This window comes from Spongorhabdus nitratireducens, assembly GCA_947387575.1.
Lineage (GTDB): Bacteria > Pseudomonadota > Gammaproteobacteria > Pseudomonadales > Endozoicomonadaceae > CANDOC01.
In genome coordinates, this window is sequence record CANDOC010000001.1 from 51890 (window position 1) to 77314 (window position 25425).

22 protein-coding genes are annotated in these 25425 nt (G+C 52.8%); 18 read left to right on the forward strand and 4 right to left on the reverse strand.

Translation table 11 applies throughout. The features are described 5' to 3' along the window. The 8 genes from ACYZZ0_RS00245 to sthA all read left to right on the forward strand — a co-directional run bounded on the left by ACYZZ0_RS00245 (window position 1) and on the right by sthA (window position 7848). Window positions 1-1197, forward strand: a complete 1197-nt coding sequence (locus ACYZZ0_RS00245; RefSeq protein ID WP_461534555.1) for an NADH:ubiquinone reductase (Na(+)-transporting) subunit B — start codon at window positions 1-3, stop codon at window positions 1195-1197. Continuing rightward, window positions 1190-1981 (forward strand): Na(+)-translocating NADH-quinone reductase subunit C, encoded by a 792-nt coding sequence (locus ACYZZ0_RS00250; RefSeq protein ID WP_461534556.1) that lies wholly within the window; start codon window positions 1190-1192, stop codon window positions 1979-1981. Before ACYZZ0_RS00245 ends, ACYZZ0_RS00250 begins: the two co-directional genes overlap by 8 nt. Window positions 1982-1985: 4 nt before the next feature. Continuing rightward, a complete protein-coding gene (locus tag ACYZZ0_RS00255) occupies window positions 1986-2654 on the forward strand; it encodes an NADH:ubiquinone reductase (Na(+)-transporting) subunit D (protein ID WP_461534557.1) in 669 nt (222 codons plus the stop codon). A gap of 1 nt (window position 2655) precedes the next feature. Next, window positions 2656-3267, forward strand: a complete 612-nt coding sequence (gene nqrE / locus ACYZZ0_RS00260; RefSeq protein WP_461534558.1) for an NADH:ubiquinone reductase (Na(+)-transporting) subunit E — start codon at window positions 2656-2658, stop codon at window positions 3265-3267. Between the two features lie 16 nt (window positions 3268-3283). Further along, entirely contained in the window at window positions 3284-4516 is a 1233-nt protein-coding gene (gene nqrF / locus ACYZZ0_RS00265; protein ID WP_461534559.1) for an NADH:ubiquinone reductase (Na(+)-transporting) subunit F, read from the forward strand. A gap of 230 nt (window positions 4517-4746) precedes the next feature. After that, on the forward strand, window positions 4747-5856 hold the full coding sequence (locus ACYZZ0_RS00270) for an FAD:protein FMN transferase (protein ID WP_461534560.1): 1110 nt from the start codon (window positions 4747-4749) through the stop codon (window positions 5854-5856). A 113-nt stretch (window positions 5857-5969) separates the two neighbouring features. Next, window positions 5970-6191, forward strand: a complete 222-nt coding sequence (gene nqrM, locus ACYZZ0_RS00275; RefSeq protein WP_461534561.1) for a (Na+)-NQR maturation NqrM — start codon at window positions 5970-5972, stop codon at window positions 6189-6191. Between the two features lie 247 nt (window positions 6192-6438). After that, window positions 6439-7848: a Si-specific NAD(P)(+) transhydrogenase gene (gene sthA, locus ACYZZ0_RS00280; RefSeq protein ID WP_461534562.1), complete on the forward strand. Its 1410-nt coding sequence runs from the start codon at window positions 6439-6441 to the stop codon at window positions 7846-7848. Between the two features lie 107 nt (window positions 7849-7955). Here the strand turns inward: sthA and ACYZZ0_RS00285 are convergent, their stop codons facing one another. Next, window positions 7956-8384, reverse strand: a complete 429-nt coding sequence (locus ACYZZ0_RS00285) for a hypothetical protein (protein WP_461534563.1) — start codon at window positions 8382-8384, stop codon at window positions 7956-7958. A 224-nt stretch (window positions 8385-8608) separates the two neighbouring features. Here ACYZZ0_RS00285 and ACYZZ0_RS00290 point away from each other — a divergent pair, with 224 nt between their 5' ends. Continuing rightward, a complete protein-coding gene (locus ACYZZ0_RS00290) occupies window positions 8609-9946 on the forward strand; it encodes a sodium-dependent transporter (protein WP_461534564.1) in 1338 nt (445 codons plus the stop codon). 87 nt (window positions 9947-10033) lie between these two features. On the opposite strand, the gene ACYZZ0_RS00295 is transcribed toward ACYZZ0_RS00290, so the two are convergent. The 3 genes from ACYZZ0_RS00295 to gltA form a co-directional block, all read right to left on the reverse strand. Further along, complete coding sequence (locus ACYZZ0_RS00295) at window positions 10034-10519, reverse strand: DUF3859 domain-containing protein (protein ID WP_461534565.1); 486 nt, start codon at window positions 10517-10519, stop codon at window positions 10034-10036. 48 nt (window positions 10520-10567) lie between these two features. Next, entirely contained in the window at window positions 10568-11152 is a 585-nt protein-coding gene (locus ACYZZ0_RS00300) for a hypothetical protein (RefSeq protein ID WP_461534566.1), read from the reverse strand. 221 nt (window positions 11153-11373) lie between these two features. Next, a complete protein-coding gene (gene gltA, locus ACYZZ0_RS00305) occupies window positions 11374-12651 on the reverse strand; it encodes a citrate synthase (RefSeq protein WP_461534567.1) in 1278 nt (425 codons plus the stop codon). Window positions 12652-13299: 648 nt separating this feature from the next. Here gltA and sdhC point away from each other — a divergent pair. The 9 genes from sdhC (at window position 13300) to sucD (ending at window position 25348) form a co-directional block, all read left to right on the forward strand. Continuing rightward, a complete protein-coding gene (gene sdhC / locus ACYZZ0_RS00310; protein ID WP_461534568.1) occupies window positions 13300-13674 on the forward strand; it encodes a succinate dehydrogenase, cytochrome b556 subunit in 375 nt (124 codons plus the stop codon). Continuing rightward, the gene (gene sdhD / locus ACYZZ0_RS00315) at window positions 13668-14036 is read left to right on the forward strand and encodes a succinate dehydrogenase, hydrophobic membrane anchor protein (protein ID WP_461534569.1); all 369 of its coding nucleotides are present in this window, start codon (window positions 13668-13670) and stop codon (window positions 14034-14036) included. Before sdhC ends, sdhD begins: the two co-directional genes overlap by 7 nt. A gap of 3 nt (window positions 14037-14039) precedes the next feature. After that, entirely contained in the window at window positions 14040-15812 is a 1773-nt protein-coding gene (gene sdhA / locus ACYZZ0_RS00320) for a succinate dehydrogenase flavoprotein subunit (RefSeq protein ID WP_461534570.1), read from the forward strand. A 60-nt stretch (window positions 15813-15872) separates the two neighbouring features. Continuing rightward, window positions 15873-16583 (forward strand): succinate dehydrogenase iron-sulfur subunit, encoded by a 711-nt coding sequence (locus tag ACYZZ0_RS00325; RefSeq protein WP_461534571.1) that lies wholly within the window; start codon window positions 15873-15875, stop codon window positions 16581-16583. 622 nt (window positions 16584-17205) lie between these two features. Beyond that, the gene (locus ACYZZ0_RS00330) at window positions 17206-20043 is read left to right on the forward strand and encodes a 2-oxoglutarate dehydrogenase E1 component (RefSeq protein ID WP_461534572.1); all 2838 of its coding nucleotides are present in this window, start codon (window positions 17206-17208) and stop codon (window positions 20041-20043) included. 149 nt (window positions 20044-20192) lie between these two features. Continuing rightward, the gene (gene odhB, locus ACYZZ0_RS00335; RefSeq protein ID WP_461534573.1) at window positions 20193-21398 is read left to right on the forward strand and encodes a 2-oxoglutarate dehydrogenase complex dihydrolipoyllysine-residue succinyltransferase; all 1206 of its coding nucleotides are present in this window, start codon (window positions 20193-20195) and stop codon (window positions 21396-21398) included. Window positions 21399-21698: 300 nt separating this feature from the next. Beyond that, a complete protein-coding gene (gene lpdA, locus ACYZZ0_RS00340) occupies window positions 21699-23150 on the forward strand; it encodes a dihydrolipoyl dehydrogenase (protein ID WP_461534574.1) in 1452 nt (483 codons plus the stop codon). A gap of 156 nt (window positions 23151-23306) precedes the next feature. Beyond that, window positions 23307-24476, forward strand: a complete 1170-nt coding sequence (gene sucC / locus ACYZZ0_RS00345; RefSeq protein WP_461534575.1) for an ADP-forming succinate--CoA ligase subunit beta — start codon at window positions 23307-23309, stop codon at window positions 24474-24476. Further along, window positions 24473-25348 carry a succinate--CoA ligase subunit alpha gene (gene sucD, locus ACYZZ0_RS00350; protein ID WP_461534576.1) on the forward strand — a complete coding sequence of 292 codons (876 nt, stop codon included), beginning with the start codon at window positions 24473-24475 and terminating at the stop codon, window positions 25346-25348. The genes sucC and sucD overlap by 4 nt, the downstream gene beginning before the upstream one ends. Window positions 25349-25425: the final 77 nt, after the last annotated feature.

A 25425-nucleotide genomic window follows, 5' to 3' on the forward strand; every position in this document is an offset into this window, starting at 1 on the left:
ATGGCATTGAGAAAGTTCCTTGACTCCATTGCCCCCCACTTCGAGAAAGGGGGCAAGCTGGAAAAGTACTATCCGCTGTATGAGGCAGTGGATACCGGCCTTTACAGCCCGCCGGATGTAACCAACAACACCTCCCATGTACGTGACGGTATCGACCTGAAGCGTATCATGATTACTGTCTGGGCCTGTGCCTTCCCGGCACTGCTGTTCGGTATGTGGAACGTCGGCTTCCAGGCCAACTCCGCAATCGCCGGCGGCCTGTCTGCCCCGACTGACTGGCACAGCTGGTTCTTTGCCGGTCACGATCCGTCCAGCATGCTGGATAACCTGATGTATGGTGCGGCGTACTTCCTCCCAATCTATCTGGTGACCTTTGCGGTCGGCGGATTCTGGGAAGTGCTCTTTGCCATTATCCGCAAACACGAAGTGAATGAAGGCTTCTTCGTAACCTCCATTCTGTTTGCCCTGATCGTTCCGCCTTCTGTACCGCTGTGGCAGGTAGCCCTCGGTATCAGCTTCGGTGTCGTGATCGGCAAGGAAGTGTTCGGTGGTACCGGTAAAAACTTCCTCAACCCGGCGCTGACCGGTCGTGCGTTCCTGTTCTTTGCTTACCCGGCACAGCTGTCCGGCGACGCAGTATGGACCGCAGTAGACGGCTTCAGTGGTGCAACTGCGCTGAGTCTGGCAGCTGATGGCGGTGTTGAGCAGGTGATGGCTCACGGTATTACCTGGTTTGACGCTTTCTACGGCAGCATTCAGGGTTCTGTAGGTGAAACTTCCACGCTGGCGATCCTGATCGGCGGTATCATCATGATGGTGATGGGCATTGCGTCCTGGCGCATCATCTTCGGTACCATCATCGGTATGGTTGCCATGAGCACCCTGTTCAACCTGATCGGCTCCGACACCAACCCGATGTTCAACATGCCGTGGTACTGGCACTTTGTTCTGGGTGGTTTTGCATTCGGTCTGATCTTCATGACCACTGACCCGGTATCTGCTTCCATGACCCACGCCGGTCGCTGGGTGTTCGGTGCGCTGATCGGTGTCATGGTTATCCTGATCCGTGTAGTGAACCCGGCATTCCCGGAAGGCATGATGCTGGCGATTCTGTTCGCTAACCTGTTTGCGCCGCTGATTGACCACTTTGTCGTACAGGCCAACATCAAGCGCAGGGAGGCCCGTGCCAATGGCTAACAACGATACCCTGAAGAAAACCCTGACAGTAACGCTGGTGCTGTCACTGGTCTGCTCGGTTCTGGTTTCTGCTGCGGCAGTATTCCTGAAAGACCGCCAGGACCAGAACAAGCTGCTGGACGTGCAGGGTAATATCCTGTCCATTGCCGGTCTGGTTGATGACCCCCGTGCGATGAGCCGTGACGAAATCCTGGCGAAGTTCAAGGAAGTGAAGCCGATGCTGGTGGATCTGAAGTCCGGCGACTTCTACAGCGGTGGAGACCTGAATGTCAGCACTTATAACGATCGTGCTGCTGCCAAGGATCCGAAGCTGTCTGCTGCTCTGCCAGCCGCTGCTGACACTGCACTGATCAAGCGTCGTGAAGATGTTGCCAAGATCTACATGGTAGAAGAAAACGGCAAGCTGAAAACCCTGATTCTGCCGATTCGTGGTTACGGCCTGTGGTCCACCCTGTATGGTTACATGGCGCTGGACGCTGATCTGGACACCGTTGTGGGTCTGGGCTTCTACGAGCACGGTGAAACACCGGGCTTGGGTGGTGAAGTTGATAACCCGCGCTGGAAAGAAACCTGGAAAGGCAAGGAAATCTTCAACGACAACGGCAAGCTGGATATCGCTGTGATCAAGGGTTCTGTGGTCCCGGGTCCGAATGCGAAGCATCAGGTTGACGGTCTGTCCGGTGCAACCCTGACCACCCGTGGTGTTAACAATCTGGTGAACTTCTGGCTTGGTAGCAACGGCTTCGGTCCCTTCCTGGCCAACCTGAAGAAGGGGGAGGCTTGATTCTATGAGTACACCTACGACTCGTGAAGTTCTGCTGACGCCGGTTGTCAGCAATAACCCCATCGCGCTGCAGATCCTCGGTGTCTGCTCCGCGCTGGCGGTAACCACCGGGATGCAGACCAGTCTGGTTATGACCCTGGCGGTAATGTTTGTAACCGCGTTCTCCAACCTGTTCGTATCCATGATCCGGAATCATATTCCGGGCAGCATCCGGATTATCGTACAGATGGCGATTATCGCGTCACTGGTAATTATCGTTGACCAGATACTGAAGGCATTTGCCTATGAGATCAGCAAACAGCTGTCAGTATTCGTTGGTCTGATCATTACCAACTGTATCGTTATGGGCCGTGCGGAAGCTTTCGCTATGAAGAACCCGCCGCTGCCTTCCTTCATGGACGGTATCGGTAACGGTCTGGGCTACGGTTTCGTACTGATGGTCGTTTCCTTCTTCCGTGAGCTGCTGGGTTCCGGCAAGCTGTTCGGTGTGGAAATCCTGCCGGTCATCAACAACGGCGGCTGGTACAACCCCAACGGCATGATGCTGCTGGCGCCAAGTGCGTTCTTTATCATCGGCCTGCTGATCTGGGCTATCCGCAGCTGGCAGCCGGAGCAGGTAGAAGATGCCGAGTTCCGCATTGCGCCGAACTCTGTTGGTAAGGAGGCTCACTGATATGTTTGAGCATTATCTCAGCCTGTTCGTAAAGGCTGTCTTTGTTGAAAACATGGCGCTGGCCTTCTTCCTCGGGATGTGTACCTTCCTGGCGGTATCGAAGAAGATCCAGACAGCGATTGGTCTGGGTGTTGCGGTTATCGTGGTACTGGTTATCACTGTTCCGATTAACAACCTGATTTATAACTCCATCCTCAAGGACGGTGCCCTGGCCTGGGCCGGTCTGCCGGATGTTAACCTGAGCTTCCTCGGCTTTATCACCTACATCGGTGTTATCGCAGCGATGGTACAGATTCTGGAAATGTTCCTGGATAAATTTGTACCTGCGCTCTACAACGCGCTGGGTGTATTCCTGCCGCTGATCACTGTGAACTGCGCCATCATGGGTGCGGCGCTGTTCATGGTAGAGCGTGACTATGCATTTGGGGAAAGTGTCGTATACGGTCTGGGTGCAGGTACTGGCTGGACGCTGGCTATCGTTGCACTGGCTGGTATCCGTGAAAAGCTGAAGTACAGTGATGTGCCTGCCGGTCTGCGCGGCCTGGGTATCACCTTTATCACTGTCGGCCTGATGTCACTGGGCTTCATGTCCTTCTCTGGCGTCCAGCTGTAAGGGGAATTTAGACCACATGAGTGAAAGTAATCTGATTTTGCTCGGCGTGGGCATGTTTACTGCCATCGTACTGGTGTTGGTGGCAGTCATTCTTGCAGCACGCTCGAAGCTGGTAAGTACCGGTGATGTCAGTATTGACATCAACGATGATCCGGAAAAACAAATCAAGGCTCCGGCCGGTGGCAAACTGCTGCAGACGCTGGCAGGTCAGGGCATCTTCCTGTCTTCTGCCTGCGGTGGTGGCGGTACCTGTGCCCAGTGTAAGTGTAAGGTAACTGGCGGTGGTGGTTCTGCGCTGCCGACTGAAGAACCTCACTTCACCAAGGGTGAGCTGCGCGATGGCTGGCGTCTGTCCTGCCAGGTTGCAGTGAAGCAGGATATGCAGATTGAAGTGCCGGAAGAGTTCTTCGGCGTGAAGAAGTGGGAATGTGAAGTTGTCTCCAACGAAAACGTTGCCACCTTCATCAAGGAACTGACTCTGAAGCTGCCGGAAGGTGAAAACGTAGACTTCCGTGCCGGTGGTTATGTCCAGCTGGAAGCACCACCGCACGTTGTTGACTACAAGAACTTCGAGATTCCGGAAGAGTACAAGGGCGACTGGGACCGCTTCAATCTGTGGCAGTACAAGTCCAAGGTTGACGAGACTGTTATCCGTGCGTACTCCATGGCGAACTACCCGGAAGAGAAGGGCATTCTGAAGTTCAATATCCGTATTGCTTCTCCGCCTCCGGGACAGGACGTACCGCCGGGACAGATGTCTTCCTTTGTCTTCAACCTGAAGCCGGGTGACAAGATTGGCGTTTACGGTCCGTTTGGTGAGTTCTTTGCCAAGGAGACCGGTGCCGAGATGGTATTCGTTGGTGGTGGTGCCGGTATGGCGCCGATGCGTTCCCACATCTTCGACCAGTTGAAGCGTCTGAGCAGTACTCGTAAGATCAGCTTCTGGTACGGTGCGCGTTCCCTGCGTGAAGCGTTCTATACCGAAGAATATGACAAGCTGGCTGAAGAGAACCCGAACTTTGAATGGCATCTGGCTCTGTCCGATCCTCAGCCTGAGGATAACTGGACTGGCAAGACCGGCTTTATCCACCAGGTACTGTTTGAAAACTACCTGAAGGATCATCCTGCGCCGGAAGACTGTGAGTTCTACATGTGTGGACCGCCCATGATGAACGCCGCAGTAATCAAAATGCTGGAAGACCAGGGCGTTGAGCGCGAAAACATCCTGTTGGATGACTTCGGCGGCTGATCGACCGTATCGGAAAGACGGGCAGTATAACTGCCCGTCTTTTTATTCATCCGGAGTAGTTTATTTTCCAGGCTATCCGGCAAGCGATTTTCTTACTGAAGCAGATTTACCCGAACGGTCGCAGAGATCGAACAGGGCGGCCAGAAAGTCCGTTCTCAACGGGATCCAGTCTGCACATGCTTTTTCCTGAGGCTTTGTTCAGGATTCAATCCGCTAGATCTTTTCTGCTGATGAAACGAATTTTTCAGGGGCTGCTCGCCGTAGTATTTGCAGCCACTCTGGTTGCCTGCTCTCAAACCCAGTCACCGGTTGAACCCCGGGTGATCGTGGGCAATATCATGGGTACCACCTACCGCATCAAATACTTTGTTCCAGAAGATAAGGAGCTGGATGCGGAGCAGGTTAAAGCTGATGTTCATGCGGTACTGCAGGATGTTGATGGCCGGATGTCGACCTACAAGCCCGACTCCGAGCTGATGCAGTTTAACCGCGGACCGATAGGCGAACCGGTCAAAATGTCTGCTGATATTGTTGATCTGGTACAGCAAAGTTTCAAAATCTCCGAGGCATCCAACGGCATCTATGACATCACGGTCGGGCCGCTGGTCAATCTGTGGGGCTTCGGATCGATCAAGCCAGAACAGGCTATTGCCGACCTGGCTGACAAAATGCCGGAAATGGCGGACAGCCCGGCGTTTACCGAATGGGTGCAGCGTCAGGAAGCAAGAGTACCGACCAAAGAAGAAATCCACGAAGCACTGTCACGGGTGGGTCACCACAAGCTGCTGGTTGATGAAAAGAACCAGACCCTGACCCGCACCGCGCCACTGTTTGTTGACCTGAGTTCGATTGCCAAGGGCTACGCCGTTGATATGGCCGGCTACAAGCTGGAAGAGCTGGGTGTGACCACTTACATGGTTGAAGTGGGTGGCGAAGTGCGCATTCGCGGTCATAAACCGGACGGCTCGCTGTGGAGCATTGCCATCAAACAGCCCGATATGCTGCCCGGTTCAGTGAACACCATTGTGCAGGCCGATAATAAAGGGATTGCAACTTCCGGTGATTACCTGAATTATTTTGAGGTAGATGGTGAGCATTACTCCCATCTGATCAATGCCCGTAACGGTATTCCCGAGCGCCATAATCTGGCATCGGTGGTGGTGATTGATGATACCACCGCCATGGCCGATGCCTGGGCCACCATGTTTATGCTGGTTGGCGAAAAAGCCGGCATGGAGATTGCTGAACAGCAGGGGCTGGCTGTCTGGTTTATCTACCACACCGGTAGTGGCTTTGAGACCCGACATACCAAGCTGTTCGAGCAGTATCTGAAAAAGTAAAGACCGCTACAGAACGCGCCCTTGGGTGGCGGTATACTTGAATATAGAGATGTCGGAGTTCTGTTCTCGCTGCAGGTACCTGGACAGGCCCCGTAACAAAAGGAGTAACAGAGATGACAACTTTCATACTTGTATTTGCGATCCTGCTGCTGGTGTTTGCCGGTATGGCGATTGGCGTAATCTTTGCCAACAAACCTATCAAGGGTTCCTGTGGCGGCCTGGGCTCACTGGGCCTGAAAGAAAGCTGCCCGATCTGTGGCGATGACAAGCCGATGCCGACCAATGAAAACGGTGATGCACTGTTTTACGACGCCGGCGCGGCAAAGCAGGCCTGAGGCTGCATTAGCTTTACAGGCGGGTTTATTTTCCGCCTGATAATAAATAGAAGGCTGCCCTTCAGAGGCAGCCCTTGCACCCTGACGGGAGTGTTGTGACCAATTGGGACGCTTTTGTGAGGGGCTTCAACTGCCATCAAGTGATGATGTGTCGACTGAAGAGGATCTCGGGAGGGCACGGGTATGGCAGGCAATGACCAATATACTGCCGGCATGATCTGCCGGTATTGAGTTCTGGAGTGAATGGATGGGTGTCATTAGCTATGACGTGATTGTGCTGGGCAGTGGTCCGGCGGGGGAAGGTGCGGCAATGAATGCCGTCAAGCTGGGCAAGCGGGTAGCCGTTGTCGACCAGCGATCACAGGTGGGTGGTAACTGTACCCATCAGGGAACAATTCCCTCCAAGGCACTCCGTCATGCGGTGCAGCAGATCGATAACTTCAATAACAACCCGATGTTCAGGGAAATCGGTGAGCCGCGCTGGTTCTCGTTCCCCAATGTCATGAAAAATGCCATGGGGGTTATTCGCAAGCAGGTTAAATCCAGAACCAATCACTACGCCCGTAACCGGGTTGATCTGTATGCAGGCCATGCCAGCTTTGTTGATGATACAACGGTTAAGGTGATTGAGGCAGACGGTCATGCCCAGACCCTGTCAGCCAAGCATATTGTTATTGCCACCGGTTCTCGTCCGTACCGTCCTGCCGATGTTAACTTCAGCCATCCCCGTATTTACGACAGTGACACCATTCTTAACCTGACCCACACCCCGCGCCGGATCATTATTTACGGAGCCGGTGTAATCGGTTCTGAATATGCCTCCATCTTTGCCGGTCTTGGTGTGCTGGTAGACCTGATTGACACCCGTGATCGTCTGCTGTCGTTCCTGGACAAGGAAATCTCCGATGCGCTGAGTTACCACCTGCGCAACAAGAACGTGATTATTCGCAACAACGAAGAATATCAGAAGATCGAAGGTACTGAAGACGGTGTGGTACTGCACCTGAAATCAGGCAAGAAGATCAAGGCGAATGCACTGCTGTGGGCAAACGGTCGTACCGGTAATACCCAGAACCTGGGACTGGAAAGTATCGGGCTGGTGCCTGATGGCCGGGGTCAATTGAAAGTTGATGAGTTCTACCGCACTGCGGTCGAAAATATTTATGCAGCCGGTGACGTGATTGGCTGGCCCAGCCTGGCCAGTGCTTCTTACGATCAGGGTCGTTATGCGGCAGCCAATATCAAGGATGCGTCGACACCGCACTTTGTAACATCCGTACCTACCGGTATCTATACCATTCCGGAAATCAGTTCGCTGGGTCGTACCGAAGAGGAACTGACCCGTGATGCGGTACCTTACGAAGTCGGTAAGGCCTTCTTTAACCGTCTGGCCCGGGCCCAGATTACCGGTCAGACTGCCGGTATGCTGAAGATTCTGTTCCATCGCGATACCAAGGAAATCCTCGGTATTCACTGCTTTGGTGACCAGGCGGCGGAAATCGTGCACATTGGCCAGACCATTATGGATCAGCCGGGTGAAGGCAATACGCTGGAATACTTTATCTATACCACCTTTAACTATCCGACTATGGCAGAGGCTTATCGTGTCGCAGCACTGGACGGCATGAATCGTCTGTTTGATGAAGAGAGTGAGTAATTACCAGACTGTTCTGGGCTGAATTCTGATCGAGTTTTGTCTGTGCCTGCAGTAGCGCCGTGTTCCGCTGCTGCAGGCTTTTTTCTTTGTCTCTTGTCTATCCCTTCTTACATATCTTCCCCATCAACAATTAACAGGTCGGGCTGACTCTCTTCCGTGGCCTGCAGATGTTTGACCTTCCATTCGCTGTCTTCCTGCGCCAGGACATGCGTGGCGCGAAAGTAATGGGTTTCATCCTGTTTGTTGCCCTGTTCATCCTCGACTTCAAGATGAAATGCCCAGTGACTGGCACAGCTTATCTGCTGCTCCGTATGCCAGATTGAGGCAATGGCATAATCAATATCGGTGATGGTACGGGTTGCAAGGACTTGCTGATGCCATTGCTTGTAGGCGGATAAGTTTTTCAGCTCTTCCAGATCGGAATTCCAGAACAGCATTTCATCGCTCCAGCGACAGTCCTGTTGCCCGGTCAGGTAAGTCATTGCTTTGTAATCAAGCAGCTGGATCACAATATCTTCGGCAGCTTGTGCTTCCATTGTTGAGCCCGGTCGATTTTGAATAAAGATAGAAAAAGGGTCGATCAAGATTCTAGACGAGATTTCCCGAGGCAGGTTTTGCCGAACCGGATTGTGATCAGATAGGCTGTTGTAAGTAGCCACTGTCACCACGTGCGAGCCAATTCAGGCTTGATTGATGAGCCGGTCTGCTACTTTTGAAGTTTATGTTTTTAAAGTGTCTTTGCACATCGGAGCCAAAAACTATGTCTTCATCCAGCAACCTGATCAGTAACAAGGCCTTTATTCTGGCCGTCACGGGCGCCGCAGTCGGACTGGGCAATATCTGGCGCTTTCCCTATATGGCAGGAGAAAACGGGGGAAGTGCGTTTCTGCTGCTTTATATCGTGTTTGTGTTGCTGATGGGATTGCCGGTAATGATGTCGGAGATTCTGGTGGGTCGGGCAGGGCGGGCTGCACCGGTCAAGAGTTTCCAGGCTCTGGCGGAAAAAGCCGGACATTCGCGGCGCTGGGGTATTGTTGCCCTGGGTGGCACTCTGGCGGCGTTTATGGTGCTGTCATTTTACAGTGTGGTGGCAGGCTGGTGCCTACATTATTTCGGACTGTCTTTAGTGGACAGCTTTTCCGGTCAGGGCTCGACCGAAGTGGCCAATATGTTCTCTGACCTGCAGGATTCCATCCCGCTGGTGTTGGGTTTTCACGGGGTGTTTATTTTTCTAACCATGCTGGTCAGCCTGCGCGGTGCCCGGGGCATTCAGCAGCTCAGTAATGTGCTGATGCCGCTGCTGTATGTGCTGCTGGGTATTCTGGTGATTTATGCTGCCGGTATGAGTGGTTTCAGTCAGGCGGTAGATTATCTGTTCAAGCCGGACTTCAGCAAAATCTCCACCGATATCCTGATTGAGGCCATGGGGCATGCCTTCTTTACCCTGGCCATCGGTGCCTGCTGCCTGACCGCCTACGGTGCCTATATGCCAGCCGGACAATCCATTGCCAGAGTGATTCTGCTGGTTGCTGTACTGGATGTGCTGGTCGCGCTGATGAGTGGTATCTCCATCTTCAGTATTGTGTTTACCCAGCATATTCCGACTTCCAGTGGCCCCGGTTTGATGTTTATCACATTGCCCTATGCACTGGCTGATCTGCCTTTGGGTGGTGTGGCGGTTGCCCTGTTTTTCGGGGTGATGGTGATAGCCACCTGGACCTCTTCCATCAATCTGGCCGAGCCGGTGCTGATGTTGGCAGAAACCCGCTTTGGCTGTTCCCGCAAAGGTGCGGTGACACTGGTGGGTGTACTGGTATGGCTGGCCGGTCTGATTCCGGCGTTCTCATTTAATATCTGGAAAGATGTAAAAATGCCGGGTGGAATGGATCTGTTCTCTTTCTATACCGCCATTCCAACCAACTTCCTGCTGCCTGTCGTCAGTCTGTTTGTGGTGATCTTTGTCGGCTGGGTGATGCGCAAGGCAACCGTACAGCGGGAAATGGCGTTGCCGCCGGTGTTTCATATGTTGTGGATGGGGTTGATCCGGCTGGTTGCACCGGTGCTGGTTATTATTGTGTTTGCGGCAGGACTTTCGTGAAATAACTTGAGGGTTATAAATAGAGCAAGCTCAATGCTACTTAGAGTGCCTAGGCACCTTAAGTAGCATGCTGCTATCCGCGGTAACTTACTGAACAATGAATGTCTTTTGGGCTAGCAGTTTTTCGTTATGATAGATGGCAAAATTCCACCTTCCGGCAACAGTTTCCCATGACTCTTCAAATAAATACGCCATACATGACTCAGCGGTACCATCTTTCACAGAGATTTTTTTTGTGTACTTCGAGCTACTGAATTCGGTGCCATTTGGCATGGTGAGCTTCGGATGTTTAATTTCTCTTGTGATGGATATAGATGAGCTATTGCTCTTGATTTCAAAGCAAAATCCAAACTGTATCCCTATTTTTGCCGGGACTATATCTGTTTTCTGAGTAAATTCATTAGATCTGGTGATTAAGACTTGGTTGTTTGGTTCTTCAGCCTGTGTGTAAATAGAAACTGTTTCTGCTGCAGGAGAGATGCCATATTGGCTGATTTTGGTACTGCTAAAGTCTATATGTTCTGTGCTGGCGCAGCCGGAAATAAGGGCGACAGAAAGAAGAAGTTTTCTCATGACTTTAAGTCTATTGAACTCTTGTGTGTTTGGAGTCGGGTCTATCACTTAGCTCAAAGTTTTTGATCTGCTAGTGATTTGTCGAGACAAAGAGGAAACATGTCTTTCGAACTGACTTGTTTTGACCGTTAAAAGTTCCAGAGCATCTTGAAAGTCTGGAATAAACTCTGCTCCATCAATCTGGCCAGTTTTATAGCGTACTTTGTACCTGTGTAAAATATCATGAGCTACATCTCGTTGCGCTTCAACTTCTGTGAAAGTCTGTCTAAGCTCTGGAAAATACATATCCATTATTAAGAAAACACGTTCGTGGTTGTGCTCTCTTTTCTTTTCTAAGGTCGTGTCAAGAGCTTGATTAAAAGTTAGTTCTCCCTCCATTACTTTTAAGTAGGGAAAAAAGTACATGACGGTAGCCGACATATATTTTTTTGACTCTACATATAGCTCCTCTAGACGCTCACGAATAATATCATCTTGCTTTAACTTCCTTTCGTGTTCTAGCTGGATTTTAAGCCGTTTATTATTTGAGTGATTAGTGTATGCAACACCAAAAAAGGTAAGCATAGATGTTAGAAGTGCAGTGACTATTGCTGTCCAGGCTGTAGCAGGTATTTGACTTATAACTTCTTGCACAATGTTCCTTTAAATTTATAACAGTACAAATATGTTTTTTCTTGTTGATACTGTTATACGAAAAATAAGTCATGATCTAGAGCAATTGACTAACAAACATTTAATTATCTAGCTCTGTATGAATCTGTGAATTAGGTGCTGTGTTTTGCGAACAGCTTATTTTTGTTAGAGATCAAAAAAGTCGCCACAAGGGCGACTTTTTAACGAAGCAAAAACTTCAATCAGGCCGGATAATCACGCGGCGCAGCACCGGTGTACAGCTGACGCGGACGACCGATACGGTAGGAGCCACTGATCATTTCGTGCCAGTGAGCAATCCAGCCCGGAGTACGGCCGGTAGCGAAGATTACGGTAAACATTTCAGTCGGAATACCGAGAGCCTTCAGGATGATACCGGAGTAGAAGTCTACGTTCGGGTACAGCTTGCGCTCGATGAAGTATTCATCTTCCAGGGCAATCTTTTCCAGCTTCTTGGCCATGCGGAACAGCGGGTCATTGTGCAGGCCCAGTTCGTTCAGAACTTCGTCGCAGGTCTGGCGCATCACGGTGGCACGCGGGTCAAAGTTCTTGTAGACACGGTGACCGAAGCCCATCAGACGGAACGGATCGTTCTTGTCCTTGGCCTTTTCAATGAACTTCTCGATATTGGCTTCATCGCCAATTTCGGCCAGCATGGTCAGTACCGCTTCGTTGGCACCACCGTGAGCCGGTCCCCACAGCGCGGCAATACCGGCGGCGATACAGGCGAACGGGTTGGCACCGGAAGAGCCGGCCAGACGTACGGTAGAAGTAGACGCATTCTGTTCGTGGTCAGCGTGCAGCAGGAAGATGCGGTCCATGGCTTTTTCCAGAACCGGATTCACCTTGTACTCTTCGCACGGGGTGCTGAACATCATATGCAGGAAGTTGCCGGCGTAGCTCAGGTCATTGCGCGGGTAAGCAAACGGCTGACCGATTGAGTACTTGTATACCATCGCAGCGATGGTCGGCATCTTGGAGATCAGACGGAACGCTGCAATTTCACGGTGACGTTCGTTGCTGATATCCATCGCGTCGTGATAGAACGCAGACAGCGCACCGACAACACCACACATCACGGCCATCGGGTGAGCATCACGACGGAAGCCGCCGAAGAACTTGGTCAGTTGCTCGTGCACCATGGTGTGTTGAGTAATGGTGCGGGTGAACTTTTCTTTCTGCTCTGCATTCGGCAGCTCGCCGTAAATCAGCAGGTAGCAGGTTTCGAGGTAGTCTGAGTGTTCAGCCAGTTGCTCGATCGGGTAGCCGCGGTGCAGCAGCATGCCCTTGTCACCGTCAATGTAGGTGATCTTGGATTCGCAGGAAGCGGTGGAGACAAAGCCCGGGTCAAAAGTAAACAGACCTTTCGCTGTCAGGGAAGATACATCGACAACGTCTGGACCGATAGTTCCGGTATGAATCGGAAGGTTCAGTGAAGAGTCCAGACCATCAACAGTCAGCTGAGCTTGTTTGTCTGTCATGTATGGTCTCCTGTCATGTCTTATTGTATGCCACTGAATGCCTGTCCTGGCACTGCTGTTCAGTTGTCAGGTCGTTCATAACTGTCAGATTATGGGTAACTAACGACAATGTTCAGCATTAATGCGCACAGGAATCAGTAGTGCCGTGGCTGTTATACCACAGTCATGAAAAAACTGCCTTTCAGACTGCGGTTGCCTATTGATTTTGTTGTGGAATTCGCGGTTTAAGCGAAGTTCGACTAAGTAAAAGCCCGCATCACTATAGAGAGATTGTAACTTTTGTCAAACCTGTGACGTTTTCTGTGCGTTATTGTTACGCGGAATGACCGCACTCGTTGTAATGAAATACCGAAATGACTATACTCCACACCGGAAAACGGGGGGCTGGCCTGCACAGTAGTTCGGAGCATCTTAGGTACTAAAGAGTACTTAAAAGAAGCTTCAAAAGGCTGGCTGGTTTTCTTGTCTGACTATCTTGTCTGACTGACCTCAAACAACCTGAACAATTCACCACTGCTCTATGATTGAAGTTGCAATGACTTGCGATCGTTATCGAGCAATATGTGAACATCAGGTGCCCGCAAGGGTGATAGCCAGGGCTTCGCTGCCTAATACCGGGCCAGAGGGCCTAAAAAGAGTACTATAGCCGTGAACAGTAAACGACCTGTCAATCTTGATATAACAACCATCAGGCTTCCGCTTCCGGCATACACTTCGATTCTGCACCGTGTTTCCGGCGTCATTCTTTTCGTCGGTATCGGTTTCCTTTTATACGGCCTGGATCTGTCTCTGGATTCACCGGAAGGATTTGCAGCGCTGCAGGAGTGTATGGCGCATCCGGTAGCCAAATTTATTACCTGGGGCCTGGTATCTGCACTGCTGTACCACTTTGTTGCCGGCATCAAGCATTTGCTGATGGATATCGGTATCGGTGAAGAAAAGGAAAGCGGTAAAACCGGTGCGATGATGACACTGGCAATTTCCGTAGTACTGATTGTGCTGGCAGGAGTGTGGATATGGTAACCAATGCAACAAATTTCTCCCGTTCAGGTCTGTCTGACTGGATAGTTCAGCGTGTCAGTGCGATTGTTCTGGCTGCATTCACAGTATTTATGCTGGGTTTCGTGCTGATGAATCCGGGTATGGACTATGACACCTGGGGAGATCTGTTCGAGCAGACATGGATGCGCGTCTTTACTCTGATGGCGCTGATCTCTCTGCTGGCGCATGCCTGGGTCGGCATGTGGACCATTACAACTGATTATCTGAATGATCGTGCCCTCGGAACATCTGCGCTTGTCGTACGTTTTGCTGTTCAGGCAGCCTGCGGTATCGCCATGTTCACGTATCTGGTCTGGGGTGTACAGATTTTGTGGGGGCTGTAACGGATGGCTAAAATTAGAACACTGTCTTTTGACGCGCTGGTTGTCGGTGGCGGCGGTGCCGGTCTGCGTGCTGCGCTGCAGCTGACCGAATCCGGTCTGAACACAGCGTGTATTACCAAAGTATTCCCGACGCGTTCCCACACCGTATCAGCCCAGGGTGGTATCACCTGTGCGATTGCCAGTGCGGATCCGAATGATGACTGGCGCTGGCACATGTACGACACCGTAAAAGGGTCGGACTACATTGGTGACCAGGACGCAATCGAGTACATGTGCTCTGTTGGTCCGCAAGCGGTTTTCGAACTGGAACACATGGGTCTGCCATTCTCCCGTACCGAAGAAGGCCGTATTTACCAGCGTCCGTTTGGTGGTCAGTCCAAGGCTTTCGGTGAAGGCGGTCAGGCTGCCCGTACCTGTGCTGCTGCTGACCGTACCGGTCACGCGCTGCTGCACACCCTGTATCAGGCCAACCTGAAGGGTGGTACTTCCTTCTTTAATGAATGGTATGCCGTTGATCTGGTGAAAAACCAGCGCGGTCAGATTGCCGGTGTGATTGCCATCTGCATCGAAACCGGTGAAACCGCTTACATTAAAGCCAAGGCAACTGTACTGGCGACCGGCGGTGCTGGCCGTATTTACTCTTCCACTACCAATGCTTTGATCAATACCGGTGACGGTATTGGTATGTCTCTGCGTGCAGGTGTTCCTGTCCAGGATATGGAAATGTGGCAGTTCCACCCGACCGGTATTCACGGTGCGGGTACTCTGGTAACCGAAGGTTGCCGTGGTGAAGGTGGTTACCTGATCAACAGCGAAGGCGAACGTTTCATGGAACGTTATGCGCCGAACGCGAAAGACCTCGCCGGTCGTGACGTTGTTGCCCGCTCCATGGTTATCGAAATTCTGGAAGGCCGCGGCTGTGGTCCGGACAAGGATCATGTACTGCTGAAGCTGGATCACCTGGGTGAAGAAACCCTGTCCCTGCGTCTGCCGGGTGTTTGTGAACTGTCCAAGACCTTTGCACACGTTGATCCGGTCGAGGCACCGATTCCGGTTGTGCCGACCTGTCACTATATGATGGGTGGTATTGCTACTAACGTGGGTGGTCAGGCACTGACTCAGGATGCCAATGGTGTCGACCATATTGTAGAAGGTCTGTACGCCTGTGGTGAATCTGCCTGTGTATCTGTACACGGTGCCAACCGTCTGGGTGGTAACTCCCTGCTGGACCTGGTGGTATTCGGTCGTGCGGCTGGCCTGCAGATCGAGCAGAGCCTGAAAGAAGGTTTCGACAGCGTTGATGCCAGCGAGTCTGACATCGAGCAGGCCATGTCCCGCCTGGATCGTCTGAACAACACCACTTCCGGTGAGTCTGTAGCGCAGGTGAGAAAAGATCTGCAGCAGACCATGCAGCTGTACTTCGGTGTGTTCCGTGAAGGCGAAACCATGAAGGAAGGTCTGAAGAAGCTGGACGTGATCGGTCAGCGTCTGAAAGAGACTCATCTGGAAGACAAGAGCCAGGCATTCAACACTGCACGTATTGAAGCGCTGGAGCTGGAAAACCTGTACGAAGTTGCCTACGCCACCGCTATTGCTGCGGAAGAGCGCAAGGAATCCCGTGGTGCTCACGCCCGTAACGACTTCCAGGAACGTGACGATGAGAACTGGCTGAAACACTCCATGTATCATCCGACCACCAAGAAGATTACCAAGCGTGATGTAAACTTCTCACCGAAAGGTATGGAGCCGTTCCCGCCGAAGAAGCGGACGTACTAATTCCTTAACATCAAGTGTTTTAGTACCAGGCTTTCTCAAGATGGGGTGGAGGGAAACTCAATGAAATTACAGGTTAGTGTCTATCGCTACAATCCTGAACAGGATGCGGCGCCATTTATGAAGGACTATCAGGTCGAACTGCCGGACGGCAAAGACCTGATGGTACTGGATGTACTGAACCTGCTGAAAGAGCAGGATCCGAGTCTGGCTTACCGCCGTTCCTGCCGTGAAGGTGTTTGCGGTTCCGACGGTATGAACATGAGCGGCACCAACGGTCTGGCGTGTATTACGCCGGTATCCCAGGCCATGAGCAAGGGCAAGCTGGTGCTGCGCCCGCTGCCGGGTCTGCCGGTTATCCGTGACCTGGTTGTCGACATGGCCCAGTTCTACAAGCAGTACGAAAAGGTGCAGCCGTATCTGGTCAACGATACACCGGCGCCGGCAATCGAACGGCTGCAGAGCCCGGAAGAACGGGAGAAGCTGGACGGACTGTACGAGTGTATTCTCTGTGCATGCTGTTCTACATCCTGCCCGTCCTTCTGGTGGAACCCGGACAAGTTTATCGGTCCGGCCGGTCTGCTGCAGGCGTACCGCTTCCTGGCGGACAGCCGTGACACCGCGACCGAAGAGCGTCTGGGTAAACTGGACGATCCGTTCAGCGTGTTCCGCTGCCGTGGCATCATGAACTGTGTCAATGTCTGCCCGAAGGGTCTGAACCCGACTCGAGCCATTGGTCACATTCGAAATATGCTGCTGCGGTCAGGTACCTGATAGAATTGTTTGTTTTTGTTTGACTCTTCAGGTGAAGCAGTCAAATAGAACAAACAACTCCAGACAGGTGATAAAAAAGCTTTCGGCATTCTGTCGAAAGCTTTTTTATTGCTGCTCTTTTCTGTTTTTACTGATGTAAAACCACTGAAAATACGCCTTTCACCCTGCCTTATCGCTTCATTTAAATAATAACGACTACAATTGCGTTTTTTTTGTGGGGTTTGGTTATAAATCCCTATATAATTGCTCGCGGCGCTTACGGGCGTCTGAGTGTGACACGGTTCGGGGGGTTTTATATGCCCGAATCTTGGGTTGAACCAGCAGGGGCTTTCGGGTAATACCCGGACTATCTGTGGGGGATGGCCTGTATTTATCCTTGTCGAGGCAGTTGCTTCACAGAATTCCGGTGCCGAGTCGATGACTTGGTGCCATGTCTGCCTTTGTTCTGGATAAATACTGGCTGGCCGCGAATGACAGTGCAGTTGCTTGAGATAAAGCCATGACTGTTTTCCCCGGCCAGAGGTGTGCGGACTTCAGCTAAAGGACACGGGTCCGCCGAGCCAAAACCAACGTAATGGCGAGTCGCCGGATAGCAGCCCCAATCCCACGGGGTACTTTTCGAATGCAAGAAGGCATCATGCAGCAGATGTGGAGTTCATCCCACATCTCCGGAGGCAACGCTGCATATGTAGAAGAATTATATGAACTGTTCCTGCGTGATCCTAACGCAGTCCCCGAACAGTGGCGGGATTATTTTCAGACCCTGCCACAGATCGAGGGCATGAACGCACCTGATGTTCCCCATTCCACGATTCGTGACCAGTTTGAGAGGATGGCCAAGGGCCGCCCGATAACAGTTGCGCGTCCGGCCGGTTCTGTCAGCAGCGAACATGAAAAGCAGCAGATTCTCGCCCTGCGTCTGATGAACGCCTACCGCGTTCGTGGTCATCAGCAAGCTAATCTGGATCCGTTGAACCTCCAGCAACGTACGCCGGTACCTGACCTGGCTTTAGAACACCATGGTCTCAGTGCTGCTGATCTGGATACTGAATATCAGACCGGATCCCTCTTTATTGGCAAGGAACGAGCCACTCTCAAGGAAATCGTTTCAACTCTGGAAGCCGTTTACTGTAACAATGTCGGCGCCGAGTTCATGCATATCGTTGATACTGAACAGCGTCGCTGGTTCCAGCAGCGTCTGGAAAGTGTCAAGGGCAAACCGGAACTGGGTAAGGAAGCCAAGCTGCACCTGCTGGAGCGCCTGACTGCCGCCGAAGGTCTGGAAAAATACCTGGGCACCAAATACCCGGGCACCAAACGTTTCGGTCTGGAAGGTGGTGAATCACTGATCCCGATGGTGGACGAGCTGATTCAGCGTTCCGGTTCCTACGGTTCCAAGGAAGTTGTAATCGGCATGGCCCACCGTGGCCGTCTCAACCTGCTGGTTAACATTCTGGGTAAAAACCCGGGCGAGCTGTTTGACGAGTTCGAAGGTAAAAAGCAGAACGCCAAGGGTTCCGGTGACGTTAAATACCACCAGGGCTTCTCTTCCAACGTTATGACTCCGGGCGGTGAAATTCATCTGGCGCTGGCGTTTAACCCGTCTCACCTGGAAATTGTTACCCCGGTAGTAGAAGGCTCTGTCCGCGCCCGTCAGGATCGTCGTGGCGATACCGATGGTAACCAGGTCGTTCCGATTGCTATTCACGGTGACGCGGCATTTGCCGGTCAGGGTGTGGTGATGGAAACCCTGCAGATGTCCCAGACCCGGGCTTACAAGACTGGCGGCACCATCCACATTATTGTCAACAACCAGGTTGGCTTCACTACCAGTCGTCCGGAAGACGCCCGTTCTACCGAATACTGCACCGATGTTGCCAAGATTGTTGAAGCGCCGATTCTGCACGTAAACGGCGATGATCCGGAAGCCGTTCAGTTTGTTACCAAACTGGCGCTGGATTACCGTATGCAGTTTGGTCGTGACGTGGTTATTGACCTGGTTTGCTACCGTCGTCGCGGTCACAACGAAGCGGACGAGCCATCCGGTACCCAGCCGCTGATGTATCAGCAGATCAAGCAGCAAATGACGACACGTGACCTGTATGCCAAGCAGCTGCAGGGCGAGACTGTCATTACTGCCGAACAGAATCAGCAGCTGGTCGAAGACTACCGTAACGCGCTCGACAATGGCGAGCATGTCGTCAAGTCACTGGTTAAAGAACCCAACAAAGAGCTGTTCGTAGACTGGGCTCCTTATCTGGGTCACGAGTGGACTGCCCGCCACGACACCCGTGTCGCCATGGCTTCTCTGCAGGAGCTGGGTCAGGCCAATAATGATGTGCCTGAAGGCTTTGTGGTTCAGCGTCAGGTTGGCAAGATTCTGGATGACCGCCGCAAGATGGCAGCCGGTGCCCTGCCGATCAACTGGGGCTTTGCTGAAACCATGGCTTACGCCACCCTGGTGAAAGAAGGTCATCCGGTGCGGATTACCGGCCAGGACGTGGGTCGCGGTACCTTCTCTCACCGTCATGCGGTACTGCACAACCAGAAAGATGCCAGCACTTTTGTGCCGCTGGCTAACATGTCAGAAGACCAGCCGAGCTTCCAGCTGTTTGATTCGCTGCTGTCTGAAGAAGCGGTACTGGCATTTGAATACGGTTATGCGACAACCACACCAGGCACGCTGGTGATCTGGGAAGCCCAGTTCGGCGACTTCGCCAATGGTGCCCAGGTCGTTATCGACCAGTTTATTACCAGTGGTGAACACAAGTGGGAGCGTCTGTGTGGTCTGACCATGCTGCTGCCTCACGGTTATGAAGGTCAGGGTCCGGAGCACTCTTCAGCCCGTCTGGAGCGTTTCCTGCAGCTGTGTGCCGAGCACAACATTCAGGTTTGTGTACCGACGACGCCGGCTCAGGTGTTCCATATGCTGCGCCGTCAGGTTCTGCGTCCGCTGCGCAAGCCGCTGGTTGCCTTCACGCCGAAGAGTCTGCTGCGTCACAAGCTGGCCGTATCTACTCTGGAAGAGCTGGCCGACGGCAGCTTCCAGACTGTGCTGCCGGAAGTGGATGAGCATCAGCCGGAGAAGATCAAGCGCCTGATCATGTGTAGCGGTAAGGTTTACTATGATCTGCTGGAACAGCGTCGTGCCGACCAGCGTGATGATGTTGCGATTATTCGTATCGAGCAGCTGTATCCGTTCCCGCAAGACGATCTGGACGCGGTGTTTGCCCAGTACCCGAACCTGGAATCAGTGATCTGGTGTCAGGAAGAGCCGATGAATCAGGGCGCCTGGTACTGCAGTCAGCATCATATGCGACGCGCGCTGGATAACCACCCGAACAACAGCCTGTACCTGCAGTATGCCGGTCGCAAGGCGTCTGCTGCTCCGGCTTGTGGCTACATGTCCAAGCACGTCGAGGAACAGCGCCAGCTGATTGATGACGCGCTGAACGGTTAAATCCGGAAGGATTTCATCAGCGCTCAAGGGTTGAAAAACGAAACAGGGTCGCCATATTGAACAGCTGGCGACCCTGTTGCCAAACAAGCAACACACAAGCGATGCAACAAAACAGCATTGCGAAGAGATTGCCCCGATAAGGAACCGTAATGGCTACAGAGATTAAAGCACCGGTCTTCCCTGAATCCGTCGCCGACGGCACCATTGCCACCTGGCACAAGCAGCCGGGCGAAGCCTGCAGTCGTGATGAACTGCTGGTTGATATTGAAACTGACAAGGTCGTACTGGAAGTTGTTGCTCCGGCTGATGGTGTGCTGAAAGAAGTCCTGAAGGGCGAAGGCGATACCATCGAAAGCCAGGAAGTGATTGCTCTGTTTGAAGCCGGCGCTGTAGCCCAGCCGGCTGCTGACAAGCCGGCTGAAGCGGCTGCTCCGGCCGCTGCTGCCGATGCTGAAGAAGCCATTCTGAGCCCGGCTGCACGTCGTGTGGTTGATGAGAACAAGCTGGATGTCAGCCTGATCAAGGGCACCGGCAAGGGCGGTCGCATCACCAAGGAAGACGCACTGGCTGCGGCGGCTGCCGGCCAACAGCCTGCTGCTGCACCGGCGCCTGCTGCTGCACCGGCTGCTGCCGAGCCTGTGACTGTCAGCGGTGAGCGCACCGAGAAGCGGGTTCCGATGACCCGTCTGCGCAAGCGTGTTGCCCAGCGTCTGGTAGAAGCCCAGCAGAATGCTGCGATGCTGACTACCTTCAACGAAGTCAACATGAAGCCGGTAATGGAGCTGCGTGCCCGTTACAAGGATCAGTTCGAGAAGAAGCATGGTTCCCGTCTGGGCTTCATGTCCTTCTTCGTCAAGGCTTGTGTTGAAGCGCTGCGTCGCCAGCCTGCCGTCAATGCTTCCATTGATGGCGACGACATTGTTTATCACGGCTACCAGGATATCGGTGTTGCCGTATCATCTGACCGTGGTCTGGTCGTTCCGGTACTGCGTGACGCTGAATTCATGGGGCTGGCAGAAATCGAGTCCACCATCCGTGAGTACGGTCTGAAGGCGCGTGACGGCAAGCTGTCCATCGAAGAGATGACCGGTGGTACCTTCACTATCTCCAACGGCGGGGTATTTGGTTCCCTGCTGTCAACGCCGATTCTGAATCCGCCCCAGTCTGCAATTCTGGGCATGCACAAGATTCAGGAACGCCCGATGGCTGTTGACGGCAAGGTTGAAATCCTGCCGATGATGTATCTGGCACTTTCTTACGATCACCGTCTGCTGGATGGTAAGGAAGCGGTAACGTTCCTGGTAACTATCAAGGAACTGCTGGAAGATCCGGCCCGTATTCTGCTGGATATCTGATCGAGTGTTGCCATCGGTGGAACCATTAACCGGTGGCAGGCTCTTACTCTTTATCTATAAAGCCATTTGATAGCTCAAGGGCTGCTTGATAGTTAAAGAGTCGTTTGCTAGCTAATCAATAGCTGATTGATAGCTGAACAGCCGGCTGTAAACAGCTGGTTGGTTGAACCGGGCAGGGCTTCAGGCATAATGCCGGCCTTATCCGAATAGTTTTATAGACAGTTAATTAAATGACGGCAGGTAGTCGCATATCTCCCCCTGTAGATGCAGCTGTCGTTATTGAGGTGTTGGGAATACAACATGCCAAACAAGTTTGATGTTGTCGTTATTGGTGGTGGACCGGCTGGTTACGTATGTGCCATTCGCGCGGCACAGCTGGGTCTGAAAACTGCCTGCATCGAGAAGTGGACCGGCGACAAGGGCAAACCCCAGCTGGGCGGTACCTGCCTGAACGTAGGCTGTATTCCGTCCAAGGCGCTGCTCGACAGCTCCCACAAATTCCACGAAGCCGAAGCTGATTTCAAACAGCACGGTATCGAGCACAGTGGCGTAAAGCTGGATGTTCCGGCCATGATCGCGCGCAAGAACAAGATTGTTGCCAAGCTGTGCATGGGCGTTGAGAGCCTGTTCAAGGCCAACGGTGTAACCCTGTTGCACGGAATGGGCAAGGTACTGGCTGGCAAGCAGGTTGAACTGACCCGTAACGACGGTTCAGTTGAAACGTTCGATGCTGAAAACATCGTTATTGCTACCGGTTCTACCCCGGTTGAAATTCCACCGACTCCGCTGACTGACGATATCATCGTTGACTCTACCGGCGCGCTGGAATTCCAGGAAGTACCGGAGCGTCTGGGCGTTATCGGTGCCGGTGTTATCGGTCTGGAGCTGGGCAGTGTCTGGGCCCGCGTTGGCTCCAAGGTTACTGTACTGGAAGCTCAGGACGCGTTCCTGGCTGCTGCTGACCAGCAGGTAGCCAAAGAAGCTCTGAAGATCTTCAAGAAGCAGAAGCTGGATATCCGTATGGGTGCCCGTGTTGTCGGTTCTGATGTTGCCAATGGTGAAGTTGCTGTACGTTACACCACTGCTGACAGCGAAGAAGAGCAGTCTGTAACTTTCGACAAGCTGATCGTAGCGGTCGGCCGTCGTCCGTACACTGAAGGTCTGCTGGAGCCGGGCTGTGGCGTTAATCTGGATGAGCGTGGTTTCATCTTCGTTGATGAACAGTGCCGCACAGACGTACCGGGCGTATTCGCTATCGGTGACGTAGTACGTGGCCCGATGCTGGCGCACAAGGGTTCTGAAGAAGGTGTGATGGTTGCCGAGCTGATCAAGGAAAAGACAGCCCAAGTTAACTACGACCTGATTCCTTCTGTTATTTACACCCACCCGGAAGTAGCCTGGGTTGGTCAGACCGAAGAAGAAGTCAAAGCCAGCGGTGAATCCTACAAGGTAGGTACCTTCCCGTTCGCAGCCATTGGCCGTGCGCTAGCAGCCAACGATACCGACGGTATCGTCAAGGTTATTGCTCACGAAGAGACCGATCGCATTCTGGGTGTACACGTTGTAGGCCCGAGCGCTGCTGAAATCGTTCAGCAGGGTGTGATCGCGATGGAATTCGGTTCCAGTACCGAAGACCTGCAGCTGACCATGTTTGCTCACCCGACGCTGTCTGAAGCACTGCACGAAGCTGTGCTGGCAGTCGACGGCCATGCGATTCACATGCCGAACCGCAAGCCGCGTGGCAAGAAGTAAGCTGCTACAGCGATAAAAGAACAATACAGGAACATCAAGGGCAAGGATGCCTGGAGAGTCTGCCGGATGGAAACGTCCGGCAGACTCCGATCAAGGTGGCAGGGTAATACTTCTAACAAGCACTGCCGTATAACTATGACGTAATGGAAGCAAAACATGAATTTGCATGAATACCAGGCGAAGCAACTGTTTGCTGAGTACGGGCTCCCTGTATCCCAGGGATTTGCTGTCGATACTCCGGAAGCAGCAGCCGAAGCAACTGACAAGATCGGGGGAGACCGCTGGGTCGTCAAGGCACAGGTTCACGCCGGTGGCCGTGGCAAGGCCGGTGGTGTAAAGCTGGTCAGCAGCCGTGACGAAGCAGCAGCTTTCGCTGAGCAGTGGCTGGGCAAGAACCTGGTAACCTATCAGACTGACGAAAAAGGTCAGCCTGTCAGCAAGATTCTGGTTGAAAACTGCACTGATATTGACCAGGAACTGTACCTGGGTGCGGTTCTGGACCGTGGTACCCGTCGTGTTGTTTTCATGGCATCTACCGAAGGTGGCGTGGAAATCGAGAAGGTTGCTGAAGAAACTCCTGAAAAAATTCTGAAAGCCGCTATCGATCCGCTGGTAGGCCCGCAGCCTTACCAGGCGCGTGAAATGGCTTTCAAGCTGGGCCTGAACCCGGCTCAGATCAAGCAGTTCACCAAGATCTTCATGGGTCTGGCCAAGCTGTTCCAGGAAAACGACCTGGCACTGCTGGAAGTGAACCCGCTGGTTATCACCGACGAAGGTGATCTGCACTGTCTCGACGCCAAGATCAACATCGACAGCAATGCCCTGTACCGTCAGTCCAAGCTGAAGGCGATGCACGATCCGAGTCAGGAAGATGCCCGTGAAGCTCACGCTGCCCAGTGGGAACTGAACTACGTTGCCCTGGACGGTTCCATCGGCTGCATGGTAAACGGTGCCGGTCTGGCCATGGGTACCATGGACATCATCAAGCTGCACGGCGGCGAGCCGGCCAACTTCCTCGACGTAGGTGGTGGTGCGACCAAAGAGCGTGTCAGCGAAGCGTTCAAGATCATCCTGTCTGACGACAGCGTTAAAGCCGTACTGGTTAACATCTTCGGCGGTATCGTACGTTGTGACCTGATTGCCGAAGGTATCATCGGTGCAGTCAAGGAAGTCGGCGTTGAAGTACCGGTTGTCGTACGTCTGGAAGGCAACAATGCCGAGCTGGGCGCCAAGACACTGGCAGAAAGTGGACTGGATATTATCGCTGCCAGCAGCCTGACGGAAGCGGCGCAGCAGGTTGTTAAAGCTGCGGAGGGGCAGGCATGAGCATTCTGATCGACAAGAACACCAAGGTTATTTGCCAGGGCTTCACCGGTTCCCAGGGTACCTTCCACTCCGAACAGGCAATTGCCTACGGCACCAACATGGTTGGTGGTGTAACTCCGGGCAAGGGTGGTCAGGAGCATCTGGGTCTGCCAGTCTTCAATACCGTTGCTGAAGCGGTAGCCGAGACAGGTGCTGAAGCGTCTGTTATCTACGTTCCGGCTCCGTTCTGCAAGGACTCCATTCTGGAAGCGGCTAACGCCGGCATCAAGCTGGTTGTCTGCATCACTGAAGGCATTCCGACTCTGGACATGCTGGAAGCCAAGATCAAATGTGACGAGCTGGGCGTACGCCTGATCGGTCCTAACTGCCCGGGCGTTATTACTCCGGGTGAGTGCAAGATCGGCATCATGCCGGGTCACATCCACCTGCCGGGCAAGGTAGGTATCGTTTCCCGTTCCGGTACCCTGACTTACGAAGCTGTTAAGCAGACCACTGATTTCGGTTTCGGTCAGTCTACCTGTGTCGGTATCGGTGGTGACCCGATTCCGGGTTCCAGCTTCATCGATATCCTGAAGCTGTTCGAAGCTGACGAAAAGACTGAAGCGATCGTAATGATCGGTGAAATTGGCGGTAACGCTGAAGAAGACGCTGCTGCGTTCATCAAGGAACACGTAACCAAGCCGGTTGTTTCCTACATTGCCGGTGTTACTGCACCTCCGGGTAAGCGTATGGGCCACGCCGGTGCGATCATCGCCGGTGGTAAAGGTACTGCAGACGAGAAGTTTGCTGCACTGGAAGATGCCGGCGTGAAGACTGTTCGCAGTCTGGCTGAAATCGGCAGTGCTCTGGCTGAGGTTACCGGCTGGAAATAATTGCCGTTAAATTCAGCTTATGCCTGAAAAAATGCCCGCATTGATTGCGGGCATTTTTTATTCGGTCCGGAGATTAT

What these genes read in the sequence shown, in the direction of transcription:
- nqrE (WP_461534558.1), top strand. Translation starts at nt 2,656, where the DNA reads ATGTTTGAGCATTATCTCAGCCTGTTCGTAAAGGCTGTCTTTGTTGAA.
- gltA (WP_461534567.1), bottom strand. Translation starts at nt 12,651, where the DNA reads ATGACAGACAAACAAGCTCAGCTGACTGTTGATGGTCTGGACTCTTCA.
- ACYZZ0_RS00325 (WP_461534571.1), top strand. Translation starts at nt 15,873, where the DNA reads ATGAAATTACAGGTTAGTGTCTATCGCTACAATCCTGAACAGGATGCG.
- ACYZZ0_RS00255 (WP_461534557.1), top strand. Translation starts at nt 1,986, where the DNA reads ATGAGTACACCTACGACTCGTGAAGTTCTGCTGACGCCGGTTGTCAGC.
- nqrM (WP_461534561.1), top strand. Translation starts at nt 5,970, where the DNA reads ATGACAACTTTCATACTTGTATTTGCGATCCTGCTGCTGGTGTTTGCC.
- sthA (WP_461534562.1), top strand. Translation starts at nt 6,439, where the DNA reads ATGGGTGTCATTAGCTATGACGTGATTGTGCTGGGCAGTGGTCCGGCG.
- ACYZZ0_RS00295 (WP_461534565.1), bottom strand. Translation starts at nt 10,519, where the DNA reads ATGAGAAAACTTCTTCTTTCTGTCGCCCTTATTTCCGGCTGCGCCAGC.
- ACYZZ0_RS00245 (WP_461534555.1), top strand. Translation starts at nt 1, where the DNA reads ATGGCATTGAGAAAGTTCCTTGACTCCATTGCCCCCCACTTCGAGAAA.
- ACYZZ0_RS00290 (WP_461534564.1), top strand. Translation starts at nt 8,609, where the DNA reads ATGTCTTCATCCAGCAACCTGATCAGTAACAAGGCCTTTATTCTGGCC.
- sdhD (WP_461534569.1), top strand. Translation starts at nt 13,668, where the DNA reads ATGGTAACCAATGCAACAAATTTCTCCCGTTCAGGTCTGTCTGACTGG.
- sucC (WP_461534575.1), top strand. Translation starts at nt 23,307, where the DNA reads ATGAATTTGCATGAATACCAGGCGAAGCAACTGTTTGCTGAGTACGGG.
- nqrF (WP_461534559.1), top strand. Translation starts at nt 3,284, where the DNA reads ATGAGTGAAAGTAATCTGATTTTGCTCGGCGTGGGCATGTTTACTGCC.
- sucD (WP_461534576.1), top strand. Translation starts at nt 24,473, where the DNA reads ATGAGCATTCTGATCGACAAGAACACCAAGGTTATTTGCCAGGGCTTC.
- ACYZZ0_RS00250 (WP_461534556.1), top strand. Translation starts at nt 1,190, where the DNA reads ATGGCTAACAACGATACCCTGAAGAAAACCCTGACAGTAACGCTGGTG.
- sdhA (WP_461534570.1), top strand. Translation starts at nt 14,040, where the DNA reads ATGGCTAAAATTAGAACACTGTCTTTTGACGCGCTGGTTGTCGGTGGC.
- ACYZZ0_RS00285 (WP_461534563.1), bottom strand. Translation starts at nt 8,384, where the DNA reads ATGGAAGCACAAGCTGCCGAAGATATTGTGATCCAGCTGCTTGATTAC.
- ACYZZ0_RS00330 (WP_461534572.1), top strand. Translation starts at nt 17,206, where the DNA reads ATGCAAGAAGGCATCATGCAGCAGATGTGGAGTTCATCCCACATCTCC.
- odhB (WP_461534573.1), top strand. Translation starts at nt 20,193, where the DNA reads ATGGCTACAGAGATTAAAGCACCGGTCTTCCCTGAATCCGTCGCCGAC.
- lpdA (WP_461534574.1), top strand. Translation starts at nt 21,699, where the DNA reads ATGCCAAACAAGTTTGATGTTGTCGTTATTGGTGGTGGACCGGCTGGT.
- ACYZZ0_RS00270 (WP_461534560.1), top strand. Translation starts at nt 4,747, where the DNA reads ATGAAACGAATTTTTCAGGGGCTGCTCGCCGTAGTATTTGCAGCCACT.